Source organism: Chitinophaga sp. Ak27 (assembly GCF_012726295.1).
In the GTDB taxonomy this organism is placed as follows: Bacteria; Bacteroidota; Bacteroidia; order Chitinophagales; family Chitinophagaceae; genus Chitinophaga.
Map to the genome: position 1 here is coordinate 276,781 of NZ_JABAOB010000007.1, position 24,084 is coordinate 300,864.

Genomic DNA, 24,084 nt, shown 5'->3' on the forward strand with positions numbered 1-24,084 from the left:
CTTGATTTTATTATAAAATACGAAATAATTGAACATGATTTTTTTAATGTTTGGGATCAAATAGTATGGCCAGTGGCCTACCTCCATGTGGGTTGTCCCTCTTTCATTTTAGCCAGGGTTAAATTCATCTGATTTAAATCACGTTGATAGGTGCTGATGTGTTTATCTACCCCCTCAATGGCTTCCAATGCCTTCTTTTCAACATGGATTGCCTCATTGACCTTCCCGGTCTTGTAGAGCAAATTGGCATAGGTATCTAGCCAATTATAATTCTTAGGAGAAGAGTTAACAATAATTTCCATCCAGCCAATGGCCTTTTGTAGGATGCTAGGATCGTCACTATGGGTAAATATATAATTATAGATAAAGTTGTTAATTCCTGCCAGCTTGATATCATTAGTGGTATCAATGCCTGTCATGTCTATTTTCTGGATGGTATATTTGATCACCTTATTGATATCCTTATGGACTGTATACCAACGAATTTGTGCGTCTAGCAATACATTTTTCACCCTGTTCGCATCAAATTTGCCTGCCATTTGTTTTTGAAGATTTTCCCAATTGGGTGATTCATTGGAGTCTTGTTTCTTTCCGAAGATTTGAGGTTCGATAAATTCCCTTGAGATCGTATATTCTGCAAATTCATCTGAAAAGCCTGCTTGCTCAACGATTTTGTCAATCTTCTGTTTATAGCTGGTGAGAGCTTTAAAGAAATTATCTTTTGTAGTAACCAGGTCCGGAAAATTTCGGATGAACTGAATGTGATCCGGGTTTGCCAGTTCTGTCGGTTTTAAGTGGTCCAAGGTGTTCCTTTTGACTTTCTGGGCGATCTCGTCTGCCAGTTCTTTATTATCTGTTTCCAGGATCTGTAGGGCCAGTTTTTCCATTTCACCTGTACTCAGTTTGTCTTCGCGGTAGGCAATGAGTTGAGCGCCGGTCGTCTGAGTACTTGACAGGGCGGTTTGGGCGTCTTTTATAAATTCCGCTTTGGATTTTAAACCTGAAGAACGGTAAACTAGATCCCCATTTGGAGATAGAAACAGGAATGTGGGATAGGATGGTATTTTATGTACAGCCTTAATGGAATCTGCAAAACTGTACCATTGTTTGGTGGATTCAGAATCTTTTTTAGTTTTATCCATTTGCAGTTTCAGGGAAATAAAAGAGGAATCCATGATTTTTCCAACGGAATCTGAGTTATATACCTGGTTATCCATCATTCTGCATGGAACGCACCAGGTCGCATAAATATCGATAAAAATATATTTGTGCTCTGCTTTAGCTTGTTCTTGGACTTGCCTCCAACTAGTGGCGCTGGTAAAGATAATCCCGGATTTTTGGGCAAAAAGGGTACTGGGGATGATTAACATCATCCATAATGACAATCTTTTCATAACTAATTTTATTTACTAATAACCTGTGTTTTGAGTCAGTTTCCTGTTTTTATCGATTTCTGTCTGTGGTACTGGGTAGAGTTGCCAGTTGATGTTCCACGTTCCTCCTTTCAGTAGCGTAGCCACTTTCATAGCCTCATCCACTCTGCCGGTCCTTTTAAGATCTAGCCATCTGTCACCCCATTCGGTGAATAGTTCAACTCGTCTTTCCCTGTATATAGCATTTATAAGGTCATCCTTAGCATTGGCACTCGTATTTACCAGTCCTGCACGGTTTCTGATCTGGTTTAAATCGTCTTTTGCGTCTGGTAGTTTGCCCTGCTGCGCCCTGGCCTCAGCGCGTATAAGGAATAGCTCAGAAAGACGTAACACAATTTGATATTCAGTCACAGGGGCATCTTGGATAATTTCTTTGTATTTTGCTGAATAGGGGTAATCCACGCCGTTTGCTGTAACGGTGGATACCCATTGTATTTTTCTTTGATCGTTGTTTTCAAATGCCTGCATCAAGCTTAGGGAAAGATAAGTAGGTTGAGCAGATTCATTCGGTCCGGTTTCCGGTAACACGTAAAACCTAGCTGCTTTTGTGTTTTCTCCCGCAGTCACTGGGTACAAAGCCCAAATGGTTTCGCTGCTGTTCTTTTTAAATACCTGATCAAGACTTGCTATAGCATAATTCGAATTTCCTATAACGGCGCTTGCTTGTTGTTCTGCATCAGTGTAGTCTTTGGTATACAAGTATACCCTGGATAGTAATGCGGTGGCTGCATATTTATTCGGTCGTGTTCTCTCTGGAGATTGATGCGTCAGCGTATTATCTACATACGTTTCCGATAACAGCTGTTGGGCGTTTTTGAGATCTGAAATGATTTGTTCATATATTTTTTCGCTAGATGACCTTGGTAATACGGATGTTTGAGCGTAATCGGATGTCAAAGCTAAAGGCACATCACCGATTAGGTTCGTCAGATAGAAATAACAGAAGGCCCTGATAAAATATGATTCACCCAAAAGCTGTTGTTTGACTGTTGCTGAAAGCGTCGTAGAACTATTAATGCCTTCAATTGCGGAATTCGCTGTATAAATAACAGGATATAAGTCATTCCAAAAATTTGATGAATTACCGGTATAGTAAACGTCAAGATTGTTATGATAGTATCCTAAAAATTGCGGATCACTCGCTGTTGACAGCAAATTATCCGACGACAATTCTGGAAATAGGGATAAGCTGGTCACCCCGGCAGTAAAAGGTGCATAGCTTATTTTTTGGTAAACCCCAGTTAATACTGCCGTTGCTGTTGCATCATCACTGAACACAATAGCAGCATTGGTGAAGGTGGATGGCGCAGGTACTTCTGTAAACTTTTTACATGAAGTCAACCCTAACCCTAACAGAACTAAGCAGACCGCTTTTTTGAAGACCAGTTTGGCCCGTAGCACTGAAGTTCTTTGATCAAGGATGTATATCGTTGTCATAATATCTTTAATTAAAATGTAATCTGTGTTCCAATTGAAATGATTTTAAGTGGCGGAAGGAAAGCGAAATTCCTGGTTTCCGGGTCCATACCCAAGTAGTTGGTAAATGTCAAAAGGTTTTGTCCATTGATATAGACTCTTGCCTGGCTGATCCTGGCTTTCTGCAATAAAGTGGAACTGAAGTTGTAAGATAGGGATACATTCTTCAGCCTTATGAATGAAGCATCGGAATAAGCGGCATCACTGCTTCTGAATGCGCTTTCCTGGCGGAAGTAGCGACCTGTGGAATTCGCTCTTTGCACAGGTTCATTATCACCAGGATTCTTCCATCGATCCAGAACGCTGACCGGTTGATTAGTCGCTACCCCAGGAATGTTCCCGGCTTTACCATTTGCCCCAATTTGTTTGACAAACTGAAATAGGAAATCCAGATAAAAGCCTTTGTATTGAAATTGATTCTGCCAGCCTCCATAGAATTTGGGCGTCAGGTCCACCCAGGTGGTTTTATCAGTAGTAGTGTTTGGGGAAGAGGTAATCTTATTGTTTACATCATAAAATTGATACACTCCAGTTTGGCTATTTACCCCTGCGAATTTATACACGCGGATTAAAGTAATAGGAGCGCCTATGATGAGCTGATCCGAGTAAGATGGGTAATCCACCAGATCGGGAAAAGATATTAATTTATTGGATGGAAGTGTTATGTTGACACTACTATTCCATTTGAAGTTCTTTCCATTAATTATATCGCCTTTCAAGACCAATTCTAAACCTGAGTTTTGTACTTTGGCGGGAATGTTGCGATATACAGAACTAAAGCCAGTGACGATAGGCAAAGGATATGCAAGCAACTGATTGGAGGACCTGTTCCTAAAATAATTAGCCGTTAACTGCAAGCGATTATTTAACATGGTTAAGTCCAGGCCGATGTTTAACTTCTTAGTTTCTTCCCACTGTATATAAGGACTTGCATGGCCCAAAGCCTCAATTCCTGTACTTCCCATGTATGGAAGATCAGCATAAACCTGAGTATAAAGGTTTAGGTATTGGTAGTCACCTATTTGATCACTACCAGTTGTCCCGTAGCTAGCCCTCAGTTTCCCAAAGTTCAAAAACCTTAAATTCTGCGATACCCAATTCTCAGAGCTGAAGATCCAAGCACCTCCTACAGAGTAGAAATTATGAAAAAGGTTTTGAGCGCCAAACCTGCTGCTTCCATCCCTTCGGCCAGTGATGTTCAATAAATATTTATCCCGAAGGTTATAGCTGATTCTACCAAATACAGCACTGTAACTGTAATCAGCAATCACATTGTTAGTGATGGTTAAATTGGAGGCTGCCATCATATTGGATAATTCGGCGTCAGTGTTATAGCCGGTTCCAGTGAATGAATTTCCTTTTAGATTGTTCCTTTGAAATGTAGACCCAATTAAGAAATTAAATTTTCCAAATTTATTCTCTGTATAATAGGTCAGTTGAGGCTCAATAATCCAATTTTGACTATTTGATCCGCCATACATCGCAGACCTGATCCTATTGATAAAGCTTGGATTGATCGCAAATAAAGGAGTCGTCCGGAATTCGTCCGTTTCCAGCTTGTTAAATCCAAAACTGCTTTTCAGATTTAATCCCGGTATGATTTCATAGGCTATCTGCGCATTAGCTAATAGGTTATCCGTTTTAACCCGGTAGGCATTAGACAATAAAGCTATCGGATTGTCCGCAAATGTTGTTTTCCCGTTAGGTAATGGAGCCCAGTTAATTCCTCCATCATTCGTATAAAGGTCGGGCGCATTGGGAGCAAGTTTTATTGCTGCTCCTGTGACATCAAGATAGGAGAGTTTATTAAGGTCATGTAAATAATTTCCACTTAATTGGAAGGTGAATCTTTTATTGGTCGAGGTGTGGTTCATATTGTAACTGATTGAACCTTTAGTATCCGATAAATCACCAGGATAAACGGTGGTTTCTTTATGATACCCAGCTCCAAACTTAAACTGAGTACCTTTACTTCCACCTGAAATCATAGCTTGGATATCACTATACCTAGAAGTTCCGCCGATTAATTCCTTTTGCCAGTCGGTATTTTTGGTGGAATCCCATGTGCCATTGATGTCATACTGAAGTGGGTAATTTGGTGATGATGTAGTAAACTTATCATTGGTAAAATAGGCCTCTCTTCTCAAATTAAGATACTCTTGGGTGTTAAGAAGCTTTAACTTTCTGGTGATTTTTCCTATTCCGGTTTGCATGTTAACACTTACTGAGGTTTTTCCTGCCACGCCTTTTTTGGTTGTGATCAGAACAGCTCCGTTGGCTGCTCTTGAACCATATATTGCTGTAGCATCTGCGTCTTTCAAAACCTCTATAGATTCAATGTCTGCTGGATTAATAAAGCTTAATGCGCTACCTCCATTTACTCCTAAAATACTGGAAAGGTAGGCGGGGCTGGTAGAGTTAAAGGGAACCCCATCTATAACATAAAATGGATCGCTTCCGTTAGCGATACTGTTCTGGCCCTGAACTCTAACTTGCGTACTGCTACCAGCATTGCCTGAACCAACCTCTACATATAATCCTGGTACTCGACCTTGCAAGGCCAGCATTGGATTATTTACCGGTTGATTTATGATTTCTGATGCTTTAATTGATGTGATATTACTCGTACTTAGTCTTGTAGTTGTCGTTCCATAAGCAATCACCCTGACCTCATCTAATACTGAGTTTGATGCCTTTAATCGAATAAGTAAGTCTGAAGCGTCCTTATACTTAATTTCTTTGGTTTGAAAACCGATCATGCTTGCTACAATAGTTCCGTTATCAGGAACCGATTTCAGCAAGAATTCACCATTTTCATTCGTGAAGGTAATTTTATCTTTTTGCTCTTTAATAAGCACTGTTGCTCGTGGCAATCCAATGCCGGTACTGTCCACGATTCGACCTTTTAGTGTTAAAATTGACCTATCACTTGGAGGCTGGGGCGTGTTGCTTTGGTCTTTTTTTTTAGTGATCACCACTGAGTTGTGATCTATGGTATAGCTGAATGGTTGATCTTGGAAAATTTTCTCCAGCGCAATTTCTACGGGTACATGGCTTAATGTGATCGTGACAGGTTTGGCCTCTTTGCTGAGCGAATTTTTGAACAGGAAATTGTAACCGCTCTGTTTGCTGATCGTTTGCATCACTTCCCGCAGGGGCGCCCTGGAAACAGATATCGTGATTTGCTGAGAGAATACAGCAGCGGATACGTGTAAAGAAATTGCCAATAAGAAAATGGAAAGTTTCATGGCTAAGACTGGTAGTTTTAGTTTTTGGTTGATAGACGTTCCGTCGGTCCATATTTTGGACAAACGACCGCCTTTATGGATTTTATTTTCCATATCTTTGTCGTGTTTAGGTTAGCTAATTGTTGCTTCTCGACAATAAAAAACCTGACTCCAACCGGGGGTGTTGAAGGCGCCTCCGGTTTTTAGTTTTTTATTGGGTTAGTTAATGCTCTTAATAGGGAATCTTTCGGGTAGTTACTGTATGGTTATCCTCCTTTCTACAACTTTAAATTTATGGTCCGTATTGAGCTCCAGTAAATGTAAAACCTCAGACAAGGGCAATCTGCGGGAAATACGTCCGTCAAAGGACTCTGATGGAATTTTACTTTCGTCAATTTGAACGTTGTACCAACGGCCAATCTCTGTTAATACTTGTTTCATTGGGGTTTGGACGAAAACGAAATAATCGAGTTTCCAGGCAATATAATCATCTGGATCCACTTCTTTAATAAGGATTCCGTCAATAGTAACAATAGACTGTCGGCCAGGTGTGAGTTTTGCGGTTTTTCCGGTTTGGGTTTGGGATACGGTGACACCACCTTCTGCTAAGGTGGTTTGAATGGGTTCATTTAAATAGCAGCGCACATTGAAATGTGTGCCGGTTACGGTAACCACTTGCTCATTAGATTTGAGCAAAAAAGGTTTTCTAGGATTTTTAGCAACTTCTAAATAGGCTTCGCCGCTCAAAAAAACTTCCCTTTGCTTCCGCCCATTAAAGCTAACGGGGAACGTTAGTTTTGAGTCAGCGTTCAGCCATATTTTAGTTCCATCTTGTAATATCAATTCATATCTTTCTCCCTTCGGGGTGGTAATTGTATTCATTTGATCCGCTGTCGCAGATACAGGCAAGTCATCCGATACCTTGTAAATGACTTTGCCATTGTTCATTTGTACCAATAGCCCGGCATCTTTAGCCAGTTCTTTCTGCCCCTTTTCATCTAATTTAATTTTCTGACCATTGGAAAGGGTCAGGACGGTAGTCAGTCCGCCCGGACCATTTTCTTCCAATGCCTTTTGGGGTGAACTACCTGAATGTTTTTGATATTGGATCCAGTAAGCAGCCCCGGCAATGGTGAATAATGCCAATAAGGAAGCCGCAATACTGATCATTCTTCTGGATCTAATTGGTTTTACTACTGAGGGCCTGAGTCTCTGTTCAATGGCTTTCAGTCTGTCATAGTCCCTGGATTGGTAAGCTTGCAAATCGATCTGCTCATCCGGCAGCTGTTCGTTTTGGGCAATTTCAGCATACCATTTTTCAAGCAAGATGATTTCATGTTCCGTACATGTTCCCTCTCTGTAACGGCGTAGTAAGTCTTGTACTTCTTCCTTTTCCATGGATCTTTATTAGGAGGTATATAATGTATGACAGGATGCCCCCCCAATGGTGGTATTCCATTTCAGCTTTTTTTTGTTATTCATTTGTTATTCCGTTTTTATTTGAGTGTAAAATATTGGTTATCAATATATTGAAAATTTAAAAAATATTCAGAAAAATGAAAAGAATGTACTCAGCAGTTTTTTACGGAGCGTATCTAAAGCATTGGAGATTTGTTTTTTGATCGTGCCTTCCGTGGTGCCAGTACGTTTGGCGATTTCTTTATAACTCAATTCATTCTTTTTGGAAAGCTCAAATGCAGTGCGCATTTTTGGGGGAAGATCAGCGATCGCAGCCTCCACTCGCTCGCGGAGGTCTTTATCCAATTGGGATCTGGTTTGAAATATTTCTTCTTCCGTGTAGGTTAATTCATGAAATTGATATTGATGAACGTACCTGACAAAAGTATCTTTCACCTTTTGGTGTGTCAGAGAATTAATGGCCCGGTTACGAATACTGGTGTAAAGAAAGTTAGCTGGGGACTCAATTTGCTTGGCTTGGTCGCATCGGGTTAAAAGCGTCATAAATACGTCTTGTACGGCGTCGCTGGCTAGTTCACTATCTTTTAAGATCCTTCGGGCTTCGTTGAACAATATCCCCCAATATTTAGTATAAAGATGTTCAAACGCCCCGTGGTCCCCATTCTCAAAGGCAATCAATAATTGCCGGTCCGTTAGAGAATCATACATTTTTCTTTTTTTTCTAAAGCCAATGGTATTGATGTACTCATAAAAAATTGAGGTTGGCCAATGGATGCTTTAGGTAGAATGGTGTATGCTTATAATACTTACGCTCAAAATGAGAATTTAGATTACAAATTAAAATTGTTTTGTTTTCTGGAAAATGGTTAGCTTACTGACCATTTTTAAATGATATTTTTTTGATATCTATGGCTCGCGTCATCGGAAGATTTTATTTCAGGAAAACTGGTAATGGGAATTTGTTAGGGGAATATTCCAACAGTGGGATGCGAAGATCGGACGCTGAATGCGCCAATTTGGAAACATCTGTGGATCCCATAGAAGGATTGGCGACTGATCCCTTTGCAGGGCAATACATCACCACCTGGTTAGAAGATCACAAACCCAGGCAGGCCCGATTATCCATTGCCGTTAGGCCAGGCGCCACTGGAATTTATACGGTAACCTGGACAGCCTTCAACCACACAACCTTGTTTTGGGGAGAAGCCATGATCGCAGGAGACTTGCTCATTGGGGATTATAGAAATTTTGATCCTTTTTGATCACTGGAGACGCAACTATTCCTGACTTAAAAAAACTTGAACATTACCAGCATAAAACTGAGTTTGCCTTTAAGGATCTTTAGGGCATAATACACTTGTTTTTTAACAGTGCCTTCACTGATATCCATCCTGGCTGCAATCTCTTTATAGCTCAATTCCTCGTTTCTACTGAGGATAAACGTTTCTCTCATTTTTTCCGGTAGTAAGGAAATTTCCTTTTCGATCAATGCCTCCAGTTCATTGGCACGAACCCGCTCATCGGTACTCCAGGATCCGTCGTTCTGGAAATGTTGCAGCCTTTGTAAGTAAAGCGCCTTTACCTTTTCATGTTCCACCAGGTTAATGATATGATTCCTTAAACCCTGGTAAACGAATGCCGCCAGGGAGGTTTTAATGACAAGGCTCCCCCGTTTTTCTAAAACTTTAGTGAACACTTCCTGTACCGCATCGCTCGCCTGATCGGGATCTTTCAACATTCTGCGGGCGTGATTGAACATCTGCAACCAGTATCTTTGGTAGATCTCCGCAAAAGCCTCCTGGTGGCCTTCATTAAAAGCCATAACTAAGTCTGCGTCTAATAAATGTTTCAAAGGTCTTTGCATAACTCTAAAGGCATCTCTTGCTCTGGTGATCGGTTGGTTTAAGGGGAATCTATCTCAATTATGGAGCGAATTGGAATAGCGAAAAATATTTGGCGGACGATCAACAAATATAACAATTTAGTGCTATTTAAAGGTAGATTTTTCGTTGGTATTTTTGATAAACCCATGAAAAAAGTAGGGATTTTGAAGTAATGGTACTTTTCTCTTATTCGAAGTGTAATATTTATATTGGTAATTAAATAAACAAAATAATATATATGAACACGCCTCCGTCGAACCACCCGGACAGGTATTGGCAGATCCTACAATTAAACATTGAGTGGCTACGTTTTTCCGAAACCAAAGCTACATTTATTCTTACCGCATATGGTATTATGTTCACCATCGCTTACACCAATTCATCAGCAGTATTTGCCTCTGCAAAGCAATCTGTATGGATCTTAGTCTTAATATTTATTTATGGCTTACTAAGCATGGTTTCCATCTACTTTGCTTATTTGTGCGTGAACCCAAGACTGACCAAAGAATTTAAAGACTCTATCATTTATTTCGGGGACATAGCGAAAAAACATAAACAACATACCGATTACAAGTCCCAGGCAAAAGCCATTTTGAATGATGAAGAACAATTTACCGATCACATTACTGAACAGATCCACCAGATTTCTTCAATCGCATGGGACAAATACCAGAATGTGGGCTGGGCAATGCGGTTATCCATTTTGGGGCTGGTTGTGTTGATACTGGCAGTCTTTTCATATTTAATCCAGAACCTGTAATTTCTTTCTCTTATGGCAAATTTAGATCTGATTGAATACTTCAATAAAAAGTATTCACCACCATTGTTTAAGGACAGGAACTTTTCCTTCAACCTCAATGAGTCTTTTAATCCTAATGATATTCAAAAAGGTCTGGATGATTCGCTTTCTAAGCTGGGTACAGAATATACCATGTATTTCGATCTCGGAATGACAGCCGATGTCGCCCTGCTTTTCATAGATGTTTGTGGTTTCTCAACCCGCTTTCAGCACCTGGATGGTGATAAAATTGCGAAATACTTTGACAATTATTATAAGATCATTATCCCATTGATTTATGAAAATGGAGGGGTTGTTGAAAAGGTAATCGGTGACGGGATTATTGCTTTATTTGGCCCGCCTTTTTTGTCAGGCTCATATCGTGAGGCCATTGATAAAGCTGATACCTGTGCCAAGTGGATTATTTCAAAAACAATCGGTACTGATTTTTCGAGTAAGGTCGCCTTCCATTCGGGAGCCATCAATTACTTTAAAAACAAAAGCGGCTATTACAAAGAGTTTACCATGATTGGAAAGCCATTAACAGAGTTATTCAGGTTGGAGGGAATTTCAGAAAACAATTGCATTAATTATTTCTGTAATACTGACGTTCATAAGTATTATAATAATTTAATAACCAGAAGCCAACGTAGCAATTCCACTGCGCCGGTATGGACTCGTTTTGATAAAGGTATTCAACCCCCGAAAGGGACCAGGTATGATCGTTTATATTTCATTCAGTACAAAAAGTAACATTACCCAACAATTTAAATATGTCCGTTAAATCTATAATCGATGAAATTGAAGCTGATGTTGCAGATGTGATCGATACCCAGTTTGGTTATAGCCCGACTTTTATAGTACCCAGCCCTGACGATCCGAGTTTAAGCTATGAGCGTGGGAAGCAAAAAAGCGGGAAAGTGCTGTCGACCTGCGTCTTGTATGTAGATATTCGAAATTCTGTAACTTTAAATGATGCCCACAAACCCATCAGAATGGCAAAGATATATACAGCTTTTATTAAAGCTGTGATCAAGGCTGGACGGGAGCATGGGGGGCATACCCGTAATATTATAGGGGATCGGGTGATGATTGTTTTTCCAGCAAAGGATTGTTTTGTTAACGCTGTTGAATGCGCCATTACCATCAATCATGTTGTTAAGTATATTTTGAAACCCGAATTCGCCCCGGTGGATTTTAAATGTGGAATCGGGGTCGATTTTGGAGAGCTTAAAATATTAAAAGTCGGTATCCAGCGAAATGGGACTGAAGGGCCACAAAACAAAGGGTTGGTGTGGGCTGGCTATCCGGCTAATGTTGCCTCTCGCCTGACAGATGTAGCCAATAAGAAGATGAGTGAAGAATACTATTATGTTGTAAGAAATCCAATAAACCCTCGGGCAATCCAGTCCCCATACGTTTATCGGTTGCAGAGTTTGGGTCTGAAATATGACCCCAAAGCGCCCTATTATTTGACCTCTACGGAAACCGTAAAGATGACAGAATCTGAATTTGCCAAAAGTTTTTTTAGCGGCTTTAATGGTTATTCAACATTACATGGTAGGATGATTTCCTTCCAAAGAAAAACAGAAGAATTTTCATATTCTCCAATTTTGATTACGGATCGGGTTTTAAACGGACTGAAAAAAATTAAACCTGCTGAATCGCATTTTTGGAAAGAACAACAACATAAAATTAAAAATGTGGACTGTAAAGTATATGGTGCGGATATACATTGGACGTTTAACAAATGATCTCTAATTGAACATTTTGTAGCAAATCCGGATTAGGTCGTTAATTGCTTTCTATTTGAAGTATCCACGTGTCAATCTTGCTTTGGTCCAGTTTCAGTGAAGTGTTGAAGTTCTGGTTCGTTGCGGTAAAGGTTTCTCCTGTGGGGATCTTTCTATAGAGCCCTGTGGGAGGATCCAGAGATAAACCTTTAAAGGTTTTGGCGATGAGCTGTTTAAATTTTGCGATGGCCTGGTCTTTTTCTGCGCTGTTGTTAATGTTCAATACAATCTTCAGGGTTTTCACATATTCAGGGCTGTCACTGGTCAGGTAGTAGGCTAGGTTGTTCTGCATCCCGTTAACTTCTGAATTTCCGCCAAACTGGAAATAAGGGGTACTGGCGATCCAACCAAGTTCATCACCGCGCCATGGCCTGACCTCACCAATTCCATTGTCAGATAAGCTGCTGCTTAAAGCATTTACATTTTTGAATGCAGCAAGTTTAATTCCTGTTTTGATTTTTGTAGCTTTTGCGGGGCTGTCAGTTTGGCTATCTGCTGTGTTGTCATTACCAGCGCAACTGTTCAGTATAACCAGTGCGCTGAAGGAAATGATGACTAGGGTTTTCATTTTGTTTATAGTTTTGATGGTTGATGTAAATTGCTTGAAATTTACGCCTTTGCTATGAACTGGCCAACATCTGCACATCTGTTTATAGCCACCTCGCTGACCGAAGGAAAGCTGGATCGGGGCAAGGGAACAAATTCATGCCCTGACCCCTTAATATCATTAGGCCCAGTTTTAAAAATTCCTTATATTCAGGTTCATTACCTCGGTAATTTCTACTGTTAACGCTTATTCCTGGCCAGTGGCATGGTCTAACGGAATCGATTTTTTTGATTAACGAATAATTGAACCTCCGGCCTTTGATTCTTCATTGGCCGTTTTTTTTGCTATTTACGGAGCTGGTTTAATTTCTTTTTTCTGCTGCGCTTCCCTTCTGCATAGGTTTCATTTTTTGTTAGGCAATTGTTATGCAGCTTGCGTTTGGAGCCGCTTTGTATTCTGCGTGGTATTGCGGAGTAGTTTGCCTACGGGTTTTAATAATTAGAAAGATATAAGACCGGCCTTTGATTCTTCTTAGGCCTAATCTTTTATTCAGGTCCAAACTGATTTACTAACCACTTACTCTTTAGATATGAAAAGAATGTTGTCCAGCCTTTTTTTGACCAGCCTTTGCTATTTTGCAGGCGCCCAATGCGACCATGCCAAAGGCACGTTTGTAGTCACCGACAAGCAAATTTACACACCCGGGGAAACGCTTTATTTTACAGGTTACCTGCTCAATTTTCAGCCTGGAGATACCGCAACCTATCATACCCTTTACCTGGCTTTGGCCGATGGGCAGCAGCGCCTGCCGGTGATCTGCTCGCCGTATTGGATGGAGCTGGGTATTTCAGCGGGAAGTATCGAAATTCCTAAGGATCTTCCTTCAGGAGATTACTCACTCCATGCGTTTACCAATAACCTGTTGCAGGATTCCTGTGAACAGGATTTTTATCAGTGGATCTCCATTAGAAAGTACGGCCAGGAGCCTGTTGTTGCCAGTTCCTTCACCAGTGCCTCCATAGATACCGCTGTTCGCTGGATCAGACGGGAACCTGCGCCAACGGCCCGGGTCACGCTCAGTACAGATTCCAGTGTTTATCATCGCAGGAGTCAGGTGAGCTGCAAACTCCGGGTGACTGATAGCACAGGGACTAGGATCAAAGGATATTATACGGTATCCTGCGCCCTGGACCGGCGCCGGCAGACGGAAGGTTTTTGGAATATGCGCAGGTATTATTACGTAGACCGCTATCAGAATTTAATGGATTCCAGTGTTCATTTTACCGTATCCCCGTGTTTACTCAATCCTCTGGTGGGCTATATCACTAAGAACAATAAGATCGTGAATAAACGGATTCCTCTGAAACTCCTCACTAGTAACGGAGTGTTTCAATTTAAAACCGATTCCATCGGTGTCTTTAATCTTCCTTCCACGAAGCTACTGGCTTCGTCGGCCTCTAAAGGCTTATTGAGTGTGTCCAAAGGCAGTAATTCAGAATTTTTTACCATCCACTTTTTAGACATTGCTGCCCGCGTCTGTCGCACCTTAGCGCAAAGGCCCTTGCCTTACTTAGCCGATCAGCAGGCCGATAGCGCGGTGTTTTCCCCACAGGAAATGGAATACTGGTCCAGGCATGCGGATCAGCCGGGGGACTCCAGTCCGCTGAAATCTGCACCGTCCTTTACCGGCACAGAATCCGGCCATATCAAAAGGGTCAACCTGATTGCTCCGGCCAAAGCTTTTCCCATGTCTGACAATGCCACAGACAGTCTCCGGGAAATAAACCTGAATACCACCCTGTATTGGAATTACTTCATGCCTGATACCGAGTCCGAAGATACATCCTTCAGCTTTATTACCGGCGACATTCCCGGAACATATACCTGTACCATCCAAGGTTATAGCGATCAGGGTTTGGTCTGTACCAGTATACATTTTACGGTTCTTTAATTACTTGGGCGATGACTTGTACAACTTGCATTTTAGACTAAAGAAAAGCCGGACATGGAAATGTCCGGCAATAGTCAACCAATTTTTTAGAAATAATCTAAACCAGTAATTCGCATTTAGAAAAATGCCAAACTAGCTAGGTGAAAAATCAATCACAAATAATTCCCGTCATCTGAACAAATGCAGGAAGTTTGGTGACATAAAATTGTGCTTCTTTAAACCTGTGCCAACAGGTTGATTTTTTGTGCCTTTCCCTATCTTCCTAACGGCCCGGTTGATGGCTACCCAGGGAGGGCGGTCACTTTTTACCAAAGAAATAGCTGGCCGAAGCCATAAAGTATTGTTGTAACGTCGTACGCTCTGACCTTTCGGTATAGGTGGGCATTTGGATATTGTTCAGTGCCTGGTTCTGGTGCAAAAGGTCATAGACATACAGTTTTACTTGCAAAGATTTTTTAGCCAGCATGGTTTTCGATATCCAGGCATTCCACAAGGTGAAGTGCTGGCTTGCACCGGTATTGACGGTATAGACGACTGCTGATCCTAAATTCAGTTGTAAGGGCAGATATCCGTTAATCCCTACATAACTTCTGGTGAGCAAATAATCCTGGTAACTGTTCACTTGTAGATGATATTGAGTAGCTGAATAGCGTAGCTGTTGCATCAGCGTGATTTCCAGCGCATTTTTCAGCATCCAGGAAATAGACAGATGATGATCCGAGACAATGGTCACTGTAGGGCTTAAAGTTTGATTGAGATAAGTCTGCGTATGCCGGACGGATGAAAAAGTATTATAATCCACACTTAGCCCAATCGAGCTAACCCTTTTGGAAATGGTAATGATCGGCGTGAGGGTATAATTGCCATTCACGTTGACTGGCCTGGAAACCTGTCGGCCTGTAGAATCGGTGGTGATCGCAGTAGACATCCCGTTTTTTTCTATTCCGCCCAACATATTGACACTAAAGCTGAATCCTTTCATCGTCAGGGTTTGCAATTCAATCGAGAACTGGTGGTCTACCACAGGTTTTAAGTCCGGGTTTCCGAGTTGCATATACAGCGGGTTTTGGCTGGAGATCACGGGCAACAGAAACTTAGACCTGTCCATCATCGACGGCAATACCGTATAGCGCAGGATGATGGACGCCGTAGGTCTCCAGTTGTACATCACGCTCGCAGTTGGCGCCAGAAAATTCACCTGCTGATCGTATCGTCTGTCCTGACCTAAATTAACGCTCCGGGAAAGACTGGAATGAAAGCCTAAGCCCAGCATGCCCTTGAGCTTTCCCTTCTGGACAAACAGACCTGCATTAAGTCCATGTGTCTGCATGAGGCTTTTGAACCGGTAACTGAGTGAATCGTTGGGTTTGTCGTATGCTGACCGGCTGTATTCAAAGTCCATCGCTTGTTGATTGTTTAAAGTGTTATTGGCTGAAAAGCTATAGCCGATATTCATATCAATACCTTTGGCAATGGTTTTACTGAAGCTCGCGCTCAGGTTGATGTTGTCGGTGGTCATGCTATTGTCTACCAGTTGATTCATGGAATCCCTGCTGCCGGAAGATTTCACTGTATTTAAGCTGTAATTTTTCTGATCTTCCTGGATGCTGCTTTGTCCGATGTTCCAGTTCAGCACCAGCCTGGCATCGGCCTTTTTTAAGCCATGAACATATAGTCCTGAAAAGCTCATATTCCGGTTACGGATGGTGTTTTCATTTTCCAACCGACCGGAATTGATGGTGTCTTTTGCCAGGGTATTGGTGAGAAATGAGCTGCCGGAAACCGTTTTATTATTCATCACTTCGCCGTTGAATCCTACATTGAGCAGATCGTTTTCATTCGGGTGCAGGTCTGCACTGACAGATACGTGGTCTACCAGGATTTGTGAAAGCCTGGTGACCAAGGACTGGTATTGATAACTGCTGTCTGCAAGTATATTGGTCCGCAGCGAACTGGTGGACATTTCCATGGATCCGTTTTGATGGTATAACCTCCCATTGAGCTTCACCTTCGGGTTCACATCAATGGAAAGGTTGGCATTTACATTTTTCATATCCATTAATCCAGCCATGGCTTCAGCCATATAAGTCTGCTCATCGGTACTGGAAGGGCCAGTGGAAGCGTTGACATTATTGCCGCCAGCGGACAGTATCAATTGTTTGTGTGCTCTCAGCAGGTTAAGCTGACCAGCCAGGTTATAGCTATCCTTATTACCCCATCCGCCGGAAATCGTACCATTAATTCCTTTTTTTAAGGCTTTAGGTACCGTGATGTTGATGATCTTTTCCCCGCTGCCCACAGGCGCCTGACTTCCGGGATCAGGTTTATTGGCAATCTGTATATATTCCGCCATCCCTGCCAGCAACTGCTGAGTGATCTTCTGCTGTGGCCCGCTTCCGGCAGCGATTTCAGCATATGGGCGTCCGTCAATATAAATGTCTTTGATCTGTTTCCCCTGGTAAAAAATGTTCCCCTGCGGATCAATATAGATCCCTGGAATTTTAGTCAGCAGATTTTGCAGGCTTGCATTTTCTGCGGTTTTAAAATCCGCCGCTGCATATTCCAGGGTATCGTGCTTGATCTTCACCAGATTCTTATCGCTCTTAATGTCAATACGGGAAAGACTGATACTAGACGGCTCCAGGTATAGGCGGGAAAGGGGGACTTTCCTTTCTCCAGGCTTTACTTCCACCTGATAATAGAAAGTTTTATAACCCACAAAGCTGATCATTAGCCGGTAAATCCCGGCAGGCGGCAACGGCAAAGTGAATTGCCCATTTTCCCCCGAAAAGGCCTTGTAGCCAGTAGGCTGCTGCGCTTTGAGCAACGTCACCGACGCTGCTTGCATAGGCTTGTCAGAGGATTTGCTGTACACTGTTCCCACCAGCTGGGCACAGCAAAGGGCAGGCGCTAACAAAGCGCATAATACGCTGAATAAAAATCTCATAAAAGAAACAAGTGGTTACCTTAATAAATCATCAAAACGGGTGATCCGCACCGGCATCAATGGTCGGTGGCAGGTAGGTATAATAACAGAAGATATAAGACTACGGCAAATCTCAGACGAATCTACAGTCAGAAACCATCGTATTTGTATGGGTACATACCATTGTAAACACCCTAATAACCGTTTTCGGAATCGCGCGGGGTATCGAAAAATAAAATAAATGCGTTTTTTTATTCCATGAATCCAAATAAATTGCCGGCTGAAAAATATTTTTTTTGACCACTTGCGAAACAAAAATGCCGGGTAAAATCCCGTTGGTAACCACGATTTCTTAGCGTTTATCGCCGTTATTATCGTTGCTGATCCTGATGTTGACCACTGGCCCGTTCAAATGTAAACAGGAATGGATCACCTTTTGGATCAATACCAGCCGTACTGTCCAATGGATATTGTGCGGTCTTGAAGGTGCCTTTAAAACCTTGCTTTCTTAGGGTTTTATGCCGCGCCGTTATACAGTGATCTTTCTGGTCAGCACATCTTAATTCCTGGTGATCTTTTAATTTTTTTTCGCAGACCTTTTTTGCTTGCGTGTTGCCTTGTTGGGTAAGCGGGATTCATAAGACCGTCAAGGCATGTATTTGATAAACCACGGCGCCCCACCGAGAATAGGGGATATAGGTTCATGAACCTGTATGGGAGTGCTTTCCCTCTCTGGCGGCAGTTTCCACTGCTGCAATTTGTAGACCAGCGTTATACCATCATATTTTTAAACTCGAAAATTCCAGAACGGCATGAAACATTTATTCATCCACCTTAACGATGAGCAAGGTTTATCGGTAAGACTAAAAATCAAAAAGGGAAATTTACCTCATCATTTTGAAATCATCCTGAATAAGCAGGTTACTGAATATATCATGAACCAGGAGAAAATACTCGAACATTCGGATGGTCCCGCCTTATCCGCAGTTATGGAGGAGAAAGTCAAGAAATGTATTTACCAATATTATCCCAAAGGCCATTCGGCGCACAAAGAAGGATCGTCCTATTTTAGGGACTATGCGGATTATTAATCTTCATACGGCGAGGGTTCCCATTTCTGATTTCCTTGTTTTAATTATGGCCCTTGAGCCACTGCTTCAACCAAAAGCTATCCTGCGGGTCAGGGCCTTTCCTTAAATCTGACTTGACGATCAATAGGGGGTAAAGCGAACCTCTTCTTACAATTTTAAGCCCGGTAAATGGACTAGGCTGGTGATCGCCATCCGCTCGTTGCAGTGGGTGGTCGATCAACTGGCTACCGGCCTGTCCAAAAGCGAACCAGGCAGATATTTGCCAGTGCGAAAATAAACCCGCCGCCGCGATCGGAGAAAGGCCCACACAGATGGGTGGTCCGGGAAACCTACCGGTGGCAAACTGATGGTTTTGCAGGTGATACCTGATGCGTGCATCCAGCAACACCAAATGTTGAGCCAGCTCCGGGGCCATTTCTCCTGGATCAGGAAGGGCTAAAACATCGGCTGGGCTATCGCTCAGCAGGGCTATAAACTTGCGGGTAACCAGTTGAAAGATCATGAACTTTCGGATTGGTCGTAAAATATAACCAATTTAGCCGAAGTGGTAGACGAGCCAACAATATATTTTTCAAGATAACTTTCCCAGGAATTAGCGGATTTGGACAAGCTTTATTATGTATAAATACCAGTACAATTCCTTGTTTGCTCATCACACAATAATTACTCCGTCCCCAATAAGGAAACATGGCCTGAATGAAAAAGTAGTTGGGTACTGAAAAATAAGGGAAGAAATTGTAGCTGAAGATGAATGAAAAGAGGCAATCAATTTTTCAATCGATCACCTCTAATTACGCTCTCTGTACAATACTAAGAACTACATTTCATAATTGCAAATTTAATTGAGCAGCAGCAATTTGTTTCTTCTGCAATGCTGAGCCTTTACCTTCTATAAGCTATACCATATACCCCGAACAACTTCGGCGTTAAAGGTAGAAAATTGTTACCCGAAACCCTGAAGGAAGCCATGGCCATTGCGTGCGCTCTAAGGTATTAGCGGTTGGTTAGCCATAACTGTATTATGCTTCACCTTTATTGGAGAGTGAGAAAGTTCAATCCTGAATTTTTTCAGAAAGTTCGGTAAAGGGGTTCGGGGCGCCCAAAAAATTCCGCAATGAACACTGGCCCCGCCCGCAAGGGCCCTCCTTAATTTGCGTTGCTTTTTGGGCTTGCTCCCCCTTTACCGGAGCGACTTCCATAATTCATTCTTCAACTTAAAATTAGAAATTATGGAAAGTAAAATGACCTTAACTGATGGTTACCAGGTAAACGAAATCTCCGTTTCATATAAGCCCGCTTTCAAGATAGCTGATCGTCCTCTAATCAATGATAGCAATAGCTGCGCAAAGTTGTTAAGAGCTTCCTGGGACCCCGGAAAACTGCAATTTATCGAAGAGTTTAAGGTCGCGTTCTTCACTCGTGGAAACCGTCTAATTGGAATCTTCCAGGTTTCCAGCGGAGGCACATGCGAAATTATCGTTGATTTGAAAGTCTTATTTGCCACAGCGCTGAAGGTCAATGCTGCAAAAATGATCATTACCCACAATCACCCCTCCGGCAGCTTAAATCCCAGTCAGCCGGATCTTCGTCTGACTCAAAAAATTAAAGAAGCGGGTTTACTGTTGGGTATAGCCCTCTTAGACCATATCATTTTAACTGCTGATTCTTACTATTCTTTCGCTGACCAGGGGCTGATCTAGCCCCTTTTTTTTGCTCCGCCATTTATGGTTCATCTTGCCTTTTACCCTGAGCTTCCTGGTCCCTTCGGGACACTGTTTTTTTACCCCACCTTTTTTGTAGCCGTGGATAAAGCAGCCAAATCGAAGGTATGTGGAGCGTTCAAAACGGCGCCTCCTTAATGGCATTCCGGCGACCGGAATGCCACCCTTCGGGACTTACCAGCGCCTTATTTGCCCCCTCCCCATACACTTGATTTGTCTTTTCCCACGTGCCACAAAAAAGGCGGGGCAAAAAAAGGGAAAGACCAAAACAAAATTTTTAAATATAAAAAATTCAACATCATGAAAAAGTTAAGAATCCCACAGACCAACGAAGGACAAGAAGCCACTTTTATCAAAGGAGGTACTACATCAACCGAACAGGCCACCACTCCGGCCAGCGAAATCCTAAGCACAGATTTGACCGAAGGGCAAGAGGGCAACAACCCCGATGGCCCAAAACCCGGGGACCCGTATTACAAGCAACATTTGCGGGAAAGTATGGGGCGCGTGTTCAACTTGGAGGAAGTGAGTAAAAAGGTAGAGGAAATGAACGGCAAAAAGCAATACCTCAACAGACTTGCCGAGGACAAACAGGCCCTTACTCTTTTTCAGCTTCAACGGACTGATAGCGACGAGGAAGAAGAGGTAGAAGCGGATTGGAATGGTTGTTCCCTTGACATCCGGGACAAGCAAGGCAATCGCTATACCCTGACTAATAAAAGGGTGATCGCCCTTGTTGTGGCTTTCCTCTTTGACACCTTTAGCATCAAGGAAGATGAATTAAAGAAACAAATTTTAGAACTGGCTCAAAACTTTTAAGCCGCTATGTTTCCCGGTGTCCCGCAGTTCTTGCGGGATACTTTTTTCTTATTGAATCACTAAACCCTTTCGTTATGTCATCAAATATCAATTATAATCTCCTTACTGAAAAACACAGCTTTTTTGCCGTGAATCTTCCTGCATGGCATGGGCTTGGCCAAATCGTGGAAGACTATCCGACCAGCGCCGAAGCCATACAATTCGCGGGGCTAGACTACAGGGTAGAAAAAAGACCCAATACCCAAATCCTGCCAGTAGGGCCAAATAGAACGTCAAAAGAGAGTTTCTTTACCTACAGGACGGATTCCATGCAGGTTTTGGGTGATCATGTAGGACACAAATATAAAATCATTCAAAACGGAGAGGCCTTTGACTTCTTTGATTCCCTTATTGGTGAGCACACAGGCATTAAATATGAAACAGCTGGTGCCCTGGGTAATGGGGAGCGGATTTTCATTACTGCTTTATTACCTGATTATATTCGTATCGGGAATAGCGATGATGTGATCAAAAAATATTTGCTGCTTTCCAATTCCCACGATGGTAGTTCTGCGCTTACACTAACACCTACTGATATTCGGGTGGTCTGTGGCAATACCTTAAATCATGCGCTAAAGGATAAAAGCAATACCCTGAAAATTAAGCATACCCTGAATGCTGAATCCCGTTTGAAACTTGCTGATAAAGTACTCGGATTTAGCCGTAAGAGCGCCAGCTCCAAGCAGGAGTTATTTACCCACTGGTCAAAAACACGAATCAGGGATCACGAAGTTAAAAAGCTGATCCGGCTTGCCATGACTTCAAATAAGGAAACTATTGATAAAATTCGCTTGGAACAGGAATTTATACAGTCAACCTATATGAACAATATTGTGGATACAGTCTTTAGCTATGCCATGGGGACTGAATCTCAATTATTGGATACCACAAAAGGTACTGTATTCGGAGCCTACAATGCTGTTACCGGCTATTTTCAAAATGTAAAGGCCTATAAATCCAGCGAGGAAAAAGCCAAGTCCATTCTTTTTGGCGGGGATGCTTATACCAAAAGCCTGGACTGCTTTAAACTGTGCAATGATTTCGCCCGGTACGGTGCCGATGCGCTTAACTGATTCTATATCTGCAGCCCCCTAAAGGGCTGCTTTTAAACTTTCCTCTTTTATGAAAATTCTTGATTTACACGGGATGACCATCGAGGTCACCAATATTGACGAGGCTATAGCACAGGCTGAAAAATTTAAGGCGTACCGATACGTGAATTACGGTAAAGGTGATTTATCCGAGGCTCTTTATTTATACTGGACGGATTTATATCAAAAGCTTGTGAACTTAAAACAGGTCCATGATGGTGAAACAAAAATCTAATATCATGAGAACATTTTTAGGATTATATGACGTGCAATGGTATGCCGGCATTGCGATTTTTTTAGGGGTGGTTCTATGGGCCTTCATTGCCCGCCGGCGTTATAACCGCTTTATCGGTATTACTCAGCGAAGCCCTTTGCCTTTTTTTGGGGCGCTGGTCATTGGCGTACTGGAATGGCTCGCCATTCTGTTGTCCCGGATGCTGATTTTATTTGGCCTGTTCTTTCTGCTCCTGGTCTGGTATAATCACCATTAGGGCTTGAGAAGTTGCCGGTTTAAAAAAAATCGGCCCGCCCCTTGCAGGGGGCGGGCCGCCTTTGAATAATGCAGAACCCTAGAACTGATCCTTTCTGAAGGATTTATATTCAATGGAGCTAATCTATAATTAAATTATGGTTTTGATAAACCAGCTTAACCTAACCTTATCCGCTAAAATTTATACTGAGAGATTTATAAAAAATTAAGAATCTGCCATTTTACCAAAGAGATTATCGGTTTGAAATCGATCTCATATGTCGTTTTGTCATTCCTTATATGCTTGCATTATAATTGCATCCTCTATGCCCTAAACTTAAAATTATGGCAAAATTTACCGCGCGTGTTGAATTGCACGATGGGAATGAAGATGACTATGAAACCCTTCACGATGAAATGGAAAAGGAAGGGTTTACACGAAGCATTTTTTCCGAAAATAAGGAGTATTATTTACCACCAGCAGAGTACAATTTTGACTCTGGTAATGCTACGTTGGATTCCGTCCTTTCTGCTGCAAAGGCAGCCGCCTTCAAAACTGGTAGAAAGTATGCAGTGCTAGTTACTGAATCAGCAGGTAGAAAATGGTTCGGTCTTACTGTTGCAAATTAACTTTGTCGTCCAGTACCTGTTAACAATCCCAAGGCCTCTTCTAGCGAGAGGCCTATAATGTAATATTAAGTGCCTCAAAATGTTTCTCATGGACAACAGCTATCGTATTGTACTGCTTTCCGCAAATACATTGGTAAAAAATGAGATTGTTAGCCTTAGTCAAATTCCTAAACCGTAATTAGAGGCTGGAATCTTTGATTTTATATCTTCTTTTTGGGTCTATTTTAAGCCAATTGGGGCCTTAAAGTACCAAGCGGAACACCAATGCCTTATTCGGGTACTTAATCGAAAAATAAGGCTTGAAACGAAGGGTGGTTAAGTATTGGTCTTGACCTTATGAAACAGGGTTGCATCCGGCAATGGATGTAACCCTGTTTTCATTTTGCTCGGCTTACTTCAAGGCTTTCACCATGTCATAGGTCATTTTCAGTCCTGCTTTCTCCAGGCATTCCTGGATGAAGGTTTGCAGATCCCCGGACAGGCCATCGGGGAATAGGGTAAAGACCTCCGATTTTTCTTTGATGCCCTTGTCAATCAAAAGGGCTAGCAGCAAGACTACTTTCCGGCCAGCCGTGGCCGGGAGTTTCACATTTCCCGCCCATTCAGGTGTACTCATGAGCAATTCAAACATTTGGACTTTTTCACTGTTGGTCATCATACGCACATTTTTTTAGGTTCAATTTCACCTTGTAAAAATAGGGGTAAGCCGAGAGTTTAACCTATTCAAAAAATCTGCTAGGTTGAGGAAATTCGGCTATACCTGTCTAGTTTTGTATCACCGTTTTTGTGAA

General features: G+C 42.1%; 22 protein-coding genes. 12 read left to right on the forward strand and 10 right to left on the reverse strand.

Translation table 11 applies throughout. The annotated features are described in order from the left end of the window. Positions 1–77: 77 nt before the first annotated feature. The 5 genes from HGH90_RS23295 to HGH90_RS23315 form a co-directional block, all read right to left on the reverse strand. Positions 78–1,394: a thioredoxin family protein gene (locus tag HGH90_RS23295; RefSeq protein WP_169191975.1), complete on the reverse strand. Its 1,317-nt coding sequence runs from the start codon at positions 1,392–1,394 to the stop codon at positions 78–80. A gap of 15 nt (positions 1,395–1,409) precedes the next feature. Beyond that, positions 1,410–2,870: a RagB/SusD family nutrient uptake outer membrane protein gene (locus HGH90_RS23300; protein ID WP_169191976.1), complete on the reverse strand. Its 1,461-nt coding sequence runs from the start codon at positions 2,868–2,870 to the stop codon at positions 1,410–1,412. An 11-nt stretch (positions 2,871–2,881) separates the two neighbouring features. Next, a complete protein-coding gene (locus HGH90_RS23305) occupies positions 2,882–6,250 on the reverse strand; it encodes a SusC/RagA family TonB-linked outer membrane protein (protein WP_169191977.1) in 3,369 nt (1,122 codons plus the stop codon). Between the two features lie 141 nt (positions 6,251–6,391). After that, entirely contained in the window at positions 6,392–7,534 is a 1,143-nt protein-coding gene (locus HGH90_RS23310) for a FecR family protein (protein ID WP_169191978.1), read from the reverse strand. Positions 7,535–7,684: 150 nt separating this feature from the next. After that, positions 7,685–8,263, reverse strand: coding sequence for an RNA polymerase sigma factor (locus HGH90_RS23315; protein ID WP_169191979.1), 579 nt, complete (start codon positions 8,261–8,263; stop codon positions 7,685–7,687). Positions 8,264–8,541: 278 nt separating this feature from the next. Between HGH90_RS23315 and HGH90_RS23320 the strand changes: the two genes are divergently transcribed. After that, the gene (locus HGH90_RS23320) at positions 8,542–8,817 is read left to right on the forward strand and encodes a hypothetical protein (protein WP_169191980.1); all 276 of its coding nucleotides are present in this window, start codon (positions 8,542–8,544) and stop codon (positions 8,815–8,817) included. A gap of 26 nt (positions 8,818–8,843) precedes the next feature. Here HGH90_RS23320 and HGH90_RS23325 read toward each other — a convergent pair whose 3' ends face one another. Continuing rightward, positions 8,844–9,407 carry an RNA polymerase sigma factor gene (locus HGH90_RS23325; protein WP_169191981.1) on the reverse strand — a complete coding sequence of 188 codons (564 nt, stop codon included), beginning with the start codon at positions 9,405–9,407 and terminating at the stop codon, positions 8,844–8,846. Between the two features lie 269 nt (positions 9,408–9,676). Between HGH90_RS23325 and HGH90_RS23330 the strand changes: the two genes are divergently transcribed. The 3 genes from HGH90_RS23330 to HGH90_RS23340 are packed head-to-tail and all read left to right on the forward strand — an operon-like array spanning position 9,677 to position 11,970. Further along, a complete protein-coding gene (locus HGH90_RS23330) occupies positions 9,677–10,198 on the forward strand; it encodes a Pycsar system effector family protein (protein WP_169191982.1) in 522 nt (173 codons plus the stop codon). Between the two features lie 12 nt (positions 10,199–10,210). Then, positions 10,211–10,969 (forward strand): adenylate/guanylate cyclase domain-containing protein, encoded by a 759-nt coding sequence (locus HGH90_RS23335; RefSeq protein WP_169191983.1) that lies wholly within the window; start codon positions 10,211–10,213, stop codon positions 10,967–10,969. A gap of 20 nt (positions 10,970–10,989) precedes the next feature. Beyond that, complete coding sequence (locus HGH90_RS23340) at positions 10,990–11,970, forward strand: adenylate/guanylate cyclase domain-containing protein (protein ID WP_169191984.1); 981 nt, start codon at positions 10,990–10,992, stop codon at positions 11,968–11,970. A gap of 40 nt (positions 11,971–12,010) precedes the next feature. Here HGH90_RS23340 and HGH90_RS23345 read toward each other — a convergent pair whose 3' ends face one another. Further along, the gene (locus tag HGH90_RS23345) at positions 12,011–12,655 is read right to left on the reverse strand and encodes a hypothetical protein (protein WP_169191985.1); all 645 of its coding nucleotides are present in this window, start codon (positions 12,653–12,655) and stop codon (positions 12,011–12,013) included. Positions 12,656–13,145: 490 nt separating this feature from the next. Between HGH90_RS23345 and HGH90_RS23350 the strand changes: the two genes are divergently transcribed. Continuing rightward, positions 13,146–14,507, forward strand: coding sequence for a hypothetical protein (locus HGH90_RS23350; RefSeq protein WP_169191986.1), 1,362 nt, complete (start codon positions 13,146–13,148; stop codon positions 14,505–14,507). Between the two features lie 298 nt (positions 14,508–14,805). Here HGH90_RS23350 and HGH90_RS23355 read toward each other — a convergent pair whose 3' ends face one another. Then, positions 14,806–17,454 (reverse strand): TonB-dependent receptor, encoded by a 2,649-nt coding sequence (locus HGH90_RS23355; protein ID WP_169191987.1) that lies wholly within the window; start codon positions 17,452–17,454, stop codon positions 14,806–14,808. A gap of 791 nt (positions 17,455–18,245) precedes the next feature. On the opposite strand from HGH90_RS23355, the gene HGH90_RS23360 reads away from it, so the two are divergent. Then, entirely contained in the window at positions 18,246–18,524 is a 279-nt protein-coding gene (locus HGH90_RS23360) for a hypothetical protein (RefSeq protein WP_169191988.1), read from the forward strand. Between the two features lie 40 nt (positions 18,525–18,564). Here HGH90_RS23360 and HGH90_RS23365 read toward each other — a convergent pair whose 3' ends face one another. Beyond that, entirely contained in the window at positions 18,565–19,026 is a 462-nt protein-coding gene (locus HGH90_RS23365) for a hypothetical protein (protein WP_169191989.1), read from the reverse strand. A gap of 727 nt (positions 19,027–19,753) precedes the next feature. On the opposite strand from HGH90_RS23365, the gene HGH90_RS23370 reads away from it, so the two are divergent. The 6 genes from HGH90_RS23370 to HGH90_RS23395 all read left to right on the forward strand — a co-directional run bounded on the left by HGH90_RS23370 (position 19,754) and on the right by HGH90_RS23395 (position 23,293). After that, entirely contained in the window at positions 19,754–20,224 is a 471-nt protein-coding gene (locus HGH90_RS23370) for a JAB domain-containing protein (protein WP_169191990.1), read from the forward strand. Between the two features lie 321 nt (positions 20,225–20,545). Next, positions 20,546–21,064: a hypothetical protein gene (locus HGH90_RS23375; RefSeq protein ID WP_169191991.1), complete on the forward strand. Its 519-nt coding sequence runs from the start codon at positions 20,546–20,548 to the stop codon at positions 21,062–21,064. Positions 21,065–21,192: 128 nt separating this feature from the next. Beyond that, complete coding sequence (locus HGH90_RS23380; RefSeq protein WP_317166170.1) at positions 21,193–22,176, forward strand: DUF932 domain-containing protein; 984 nt, start codon at positions 21,193–21,195, stop codon at positions 22,174–22,176. Between the two features lie 49 nt (positions 22,177–22,225). Next, complete coding sequence (locus HGH90_RS23385; RefSeq protein ID WP_169191993.1) at positions 22,226–22,429, forward strand: hypothetical protein; 204 nt, start codon at positions 22,226–22,228, stop codon at positions 22,427–22,429. A gap of 4 nt (positions 22,430–22,433) precedes the next feature. Continuing rightward, entirely contained in the window at positions 22,434–22,685 is a 252-nt protein-coding gene (locus HGH90_RS23390) for a hypothetical protein (RefSeq protein ID WP_169191994.1), read from the forward strand. Positions 22,686–23,008: 323 nt separating this feature from the next. Next, positions 23,009–23,293, forward strand: a complete 285-nt coding sequence (locus HGH90_RS23395; RefSeq protein ID WP_169191995.1) for a DUF2622 domain-containing protein — start codon at positions 23,009–23,011, stop codon at positions 23,291–23,293. Between the two features lie 391 nt (positions 23,294–23,684). Here the strand turns inward: HGH90_RS23395 and HGH90_RS23400 are convergent, their stop codons facing one another. Next, positions 23,685–23,951 (reverse strand): hypothetical protein, encoded by a 267-nt coding sequence (locus HGH90_RS23400; protein ID WP_169191996.1) that lies wholly within the window; start codon positions 23,949–23,951, stop codon positions 23,685–23,687. Positions 23,952–24,084 lie beyond the last annotated feature (133 nt).

Bases quoted from the DNA above. Each gene is read 5' to 3' on its own strand.
- HGH90_RS23360 (WP_169191988.1), top strand. From the start codon at position 18,246: ATGAAACATTTATTCATCCACCTTAACGATGAGCAAGGTTTATCGGTA.
- HGH90_RS23330 (WP_169191982.1), top strand. From the start codon at position 9,677: ATGAACACGCCTCCGTCGAACCACCCGGACAGGTATTGGCAGATCCTA.
- HGH90_RS23340 (WP_169191984.1), top strand. From the start codon at position 10,990: ATGTCCGTTAAATCTATAATCGATGAAATTGAAGCTGATGTTGCAGAT.
- HGH90_RS23345 (WP_169191985.1), bottom strand. From the start codon at position 12,655: ATGTGCAGATGTTGGCCAGTTCATAGCAAAGGCGTAAATTTCAAGCAA.
- HGH90_RS23375 (WP_169191991.1), top strand. From the start codon at position 20,546: ATGAAAAAGTTAAGAATCCCACAGACCAACGAAGGACAAGAAGCCACT.
- HGH90_RS23395 (WP_169191995.1), top strand. From the start codon at position 23,009: ATGGCAAAATTTACCGCGCGTGTTGAATTGCACGATGGGAATGAAGAT.
- HGH90_RS23315 (WP_169191979.1), bottom strand. From the start codon at position 8,263: ATGTATGATTCTCTAACGGACCGGCAATTATTGATTGCCTTTGAGAAT.
- HGH90_RS23295 (WP_169191975.1), bottom strand. From the start codon at position 1,394: ATGAAAAGATTGTCATTATGGATGATGTTAATCATCCCCAGTACCCTT.
- HGH90_RS23300 (WP_169191976.1), bottom strand. From the start codon at position 2,870: ATGACAACGATATACATCCTTGATCAAAGAACTTCAGTGCTACGGGCC.
- HGH90_RS23390 (WP_169191994.1), top strand. From the start codon at position 22,434: ATGAGAACATTTTTAGGATTATATGACGTGCAATGGTATGCCGGCATT.
- HGH90_RS23335 (WP_169191983.1), top strand. From the start codon at position 10,211: ATGGCAAATTTAGATCTGATTGAATACTTCAATAAAAAGTATTCACCA.
- HGH90_RS23310 (WP_169191978.1), bottom strand. From the start codon at position 7,534: ATGGAAAAGGAAGAAGTACAAGACTTACTACGCCGTTACAGAGAGGGA.
- HGH90_RS23305 (WP_169191977.1), bottom strand. From the start codon at position 6,250: ATGGAAAATAAAATCCATAAAGGCGGTCGTTTGTCCAAAATATGGACC.
- HGH90_RS23350 (WP_169191986.1), top strand. From the start codon at position 13,146: ATGAAAAGAATGTTGTCCAGCCTTTTTTTGACCAGCCTTTGCTATTTT.
- HGH90_RS23365 (WP_169191989.1), bottom strand. From the start codon at position 19,026: ATGATCTTTCAACTGGTTACCCGCAAGTTTATAGCCCTGCTGAGCGAT.
- HGH90_RS23385 (WP_169191993.1), top strand. From the start codon at position 22,226: ATGAAAATTCTTGATTTACACGGGATGACCATCGAGGTCACCAATATT.
- HGH90_RS23355 (WP_169191987.1), bottom strand. From the start codon at position 17,454: ATGAGATTTTTATTCAGCGTATTATGCGCTTTGTTAGCGCCTGCCCTT.
- HGH90_RS23320 (WP_169191980.1), top strand. From the start codon at position 8,542: ATGCGAAGATCGGACGCTGAATGCGCCAATTTGGAAACATCTGTGGAT.
- HGH90_RS23370 (WP_169191990.1), top strand. From the start codon at position 19,754: ATGGAAAGTAAAATGACCTTAACTGATGGTTACCAGGTAAACGAAATC.
- HGH90_RS23400 (WP_169191996.1), bottom strand. From the start codon at position 23,951: ATGATGACCAACAGTGAAAAAGTCCAAATGTTTGAATTGCTCATGAGT.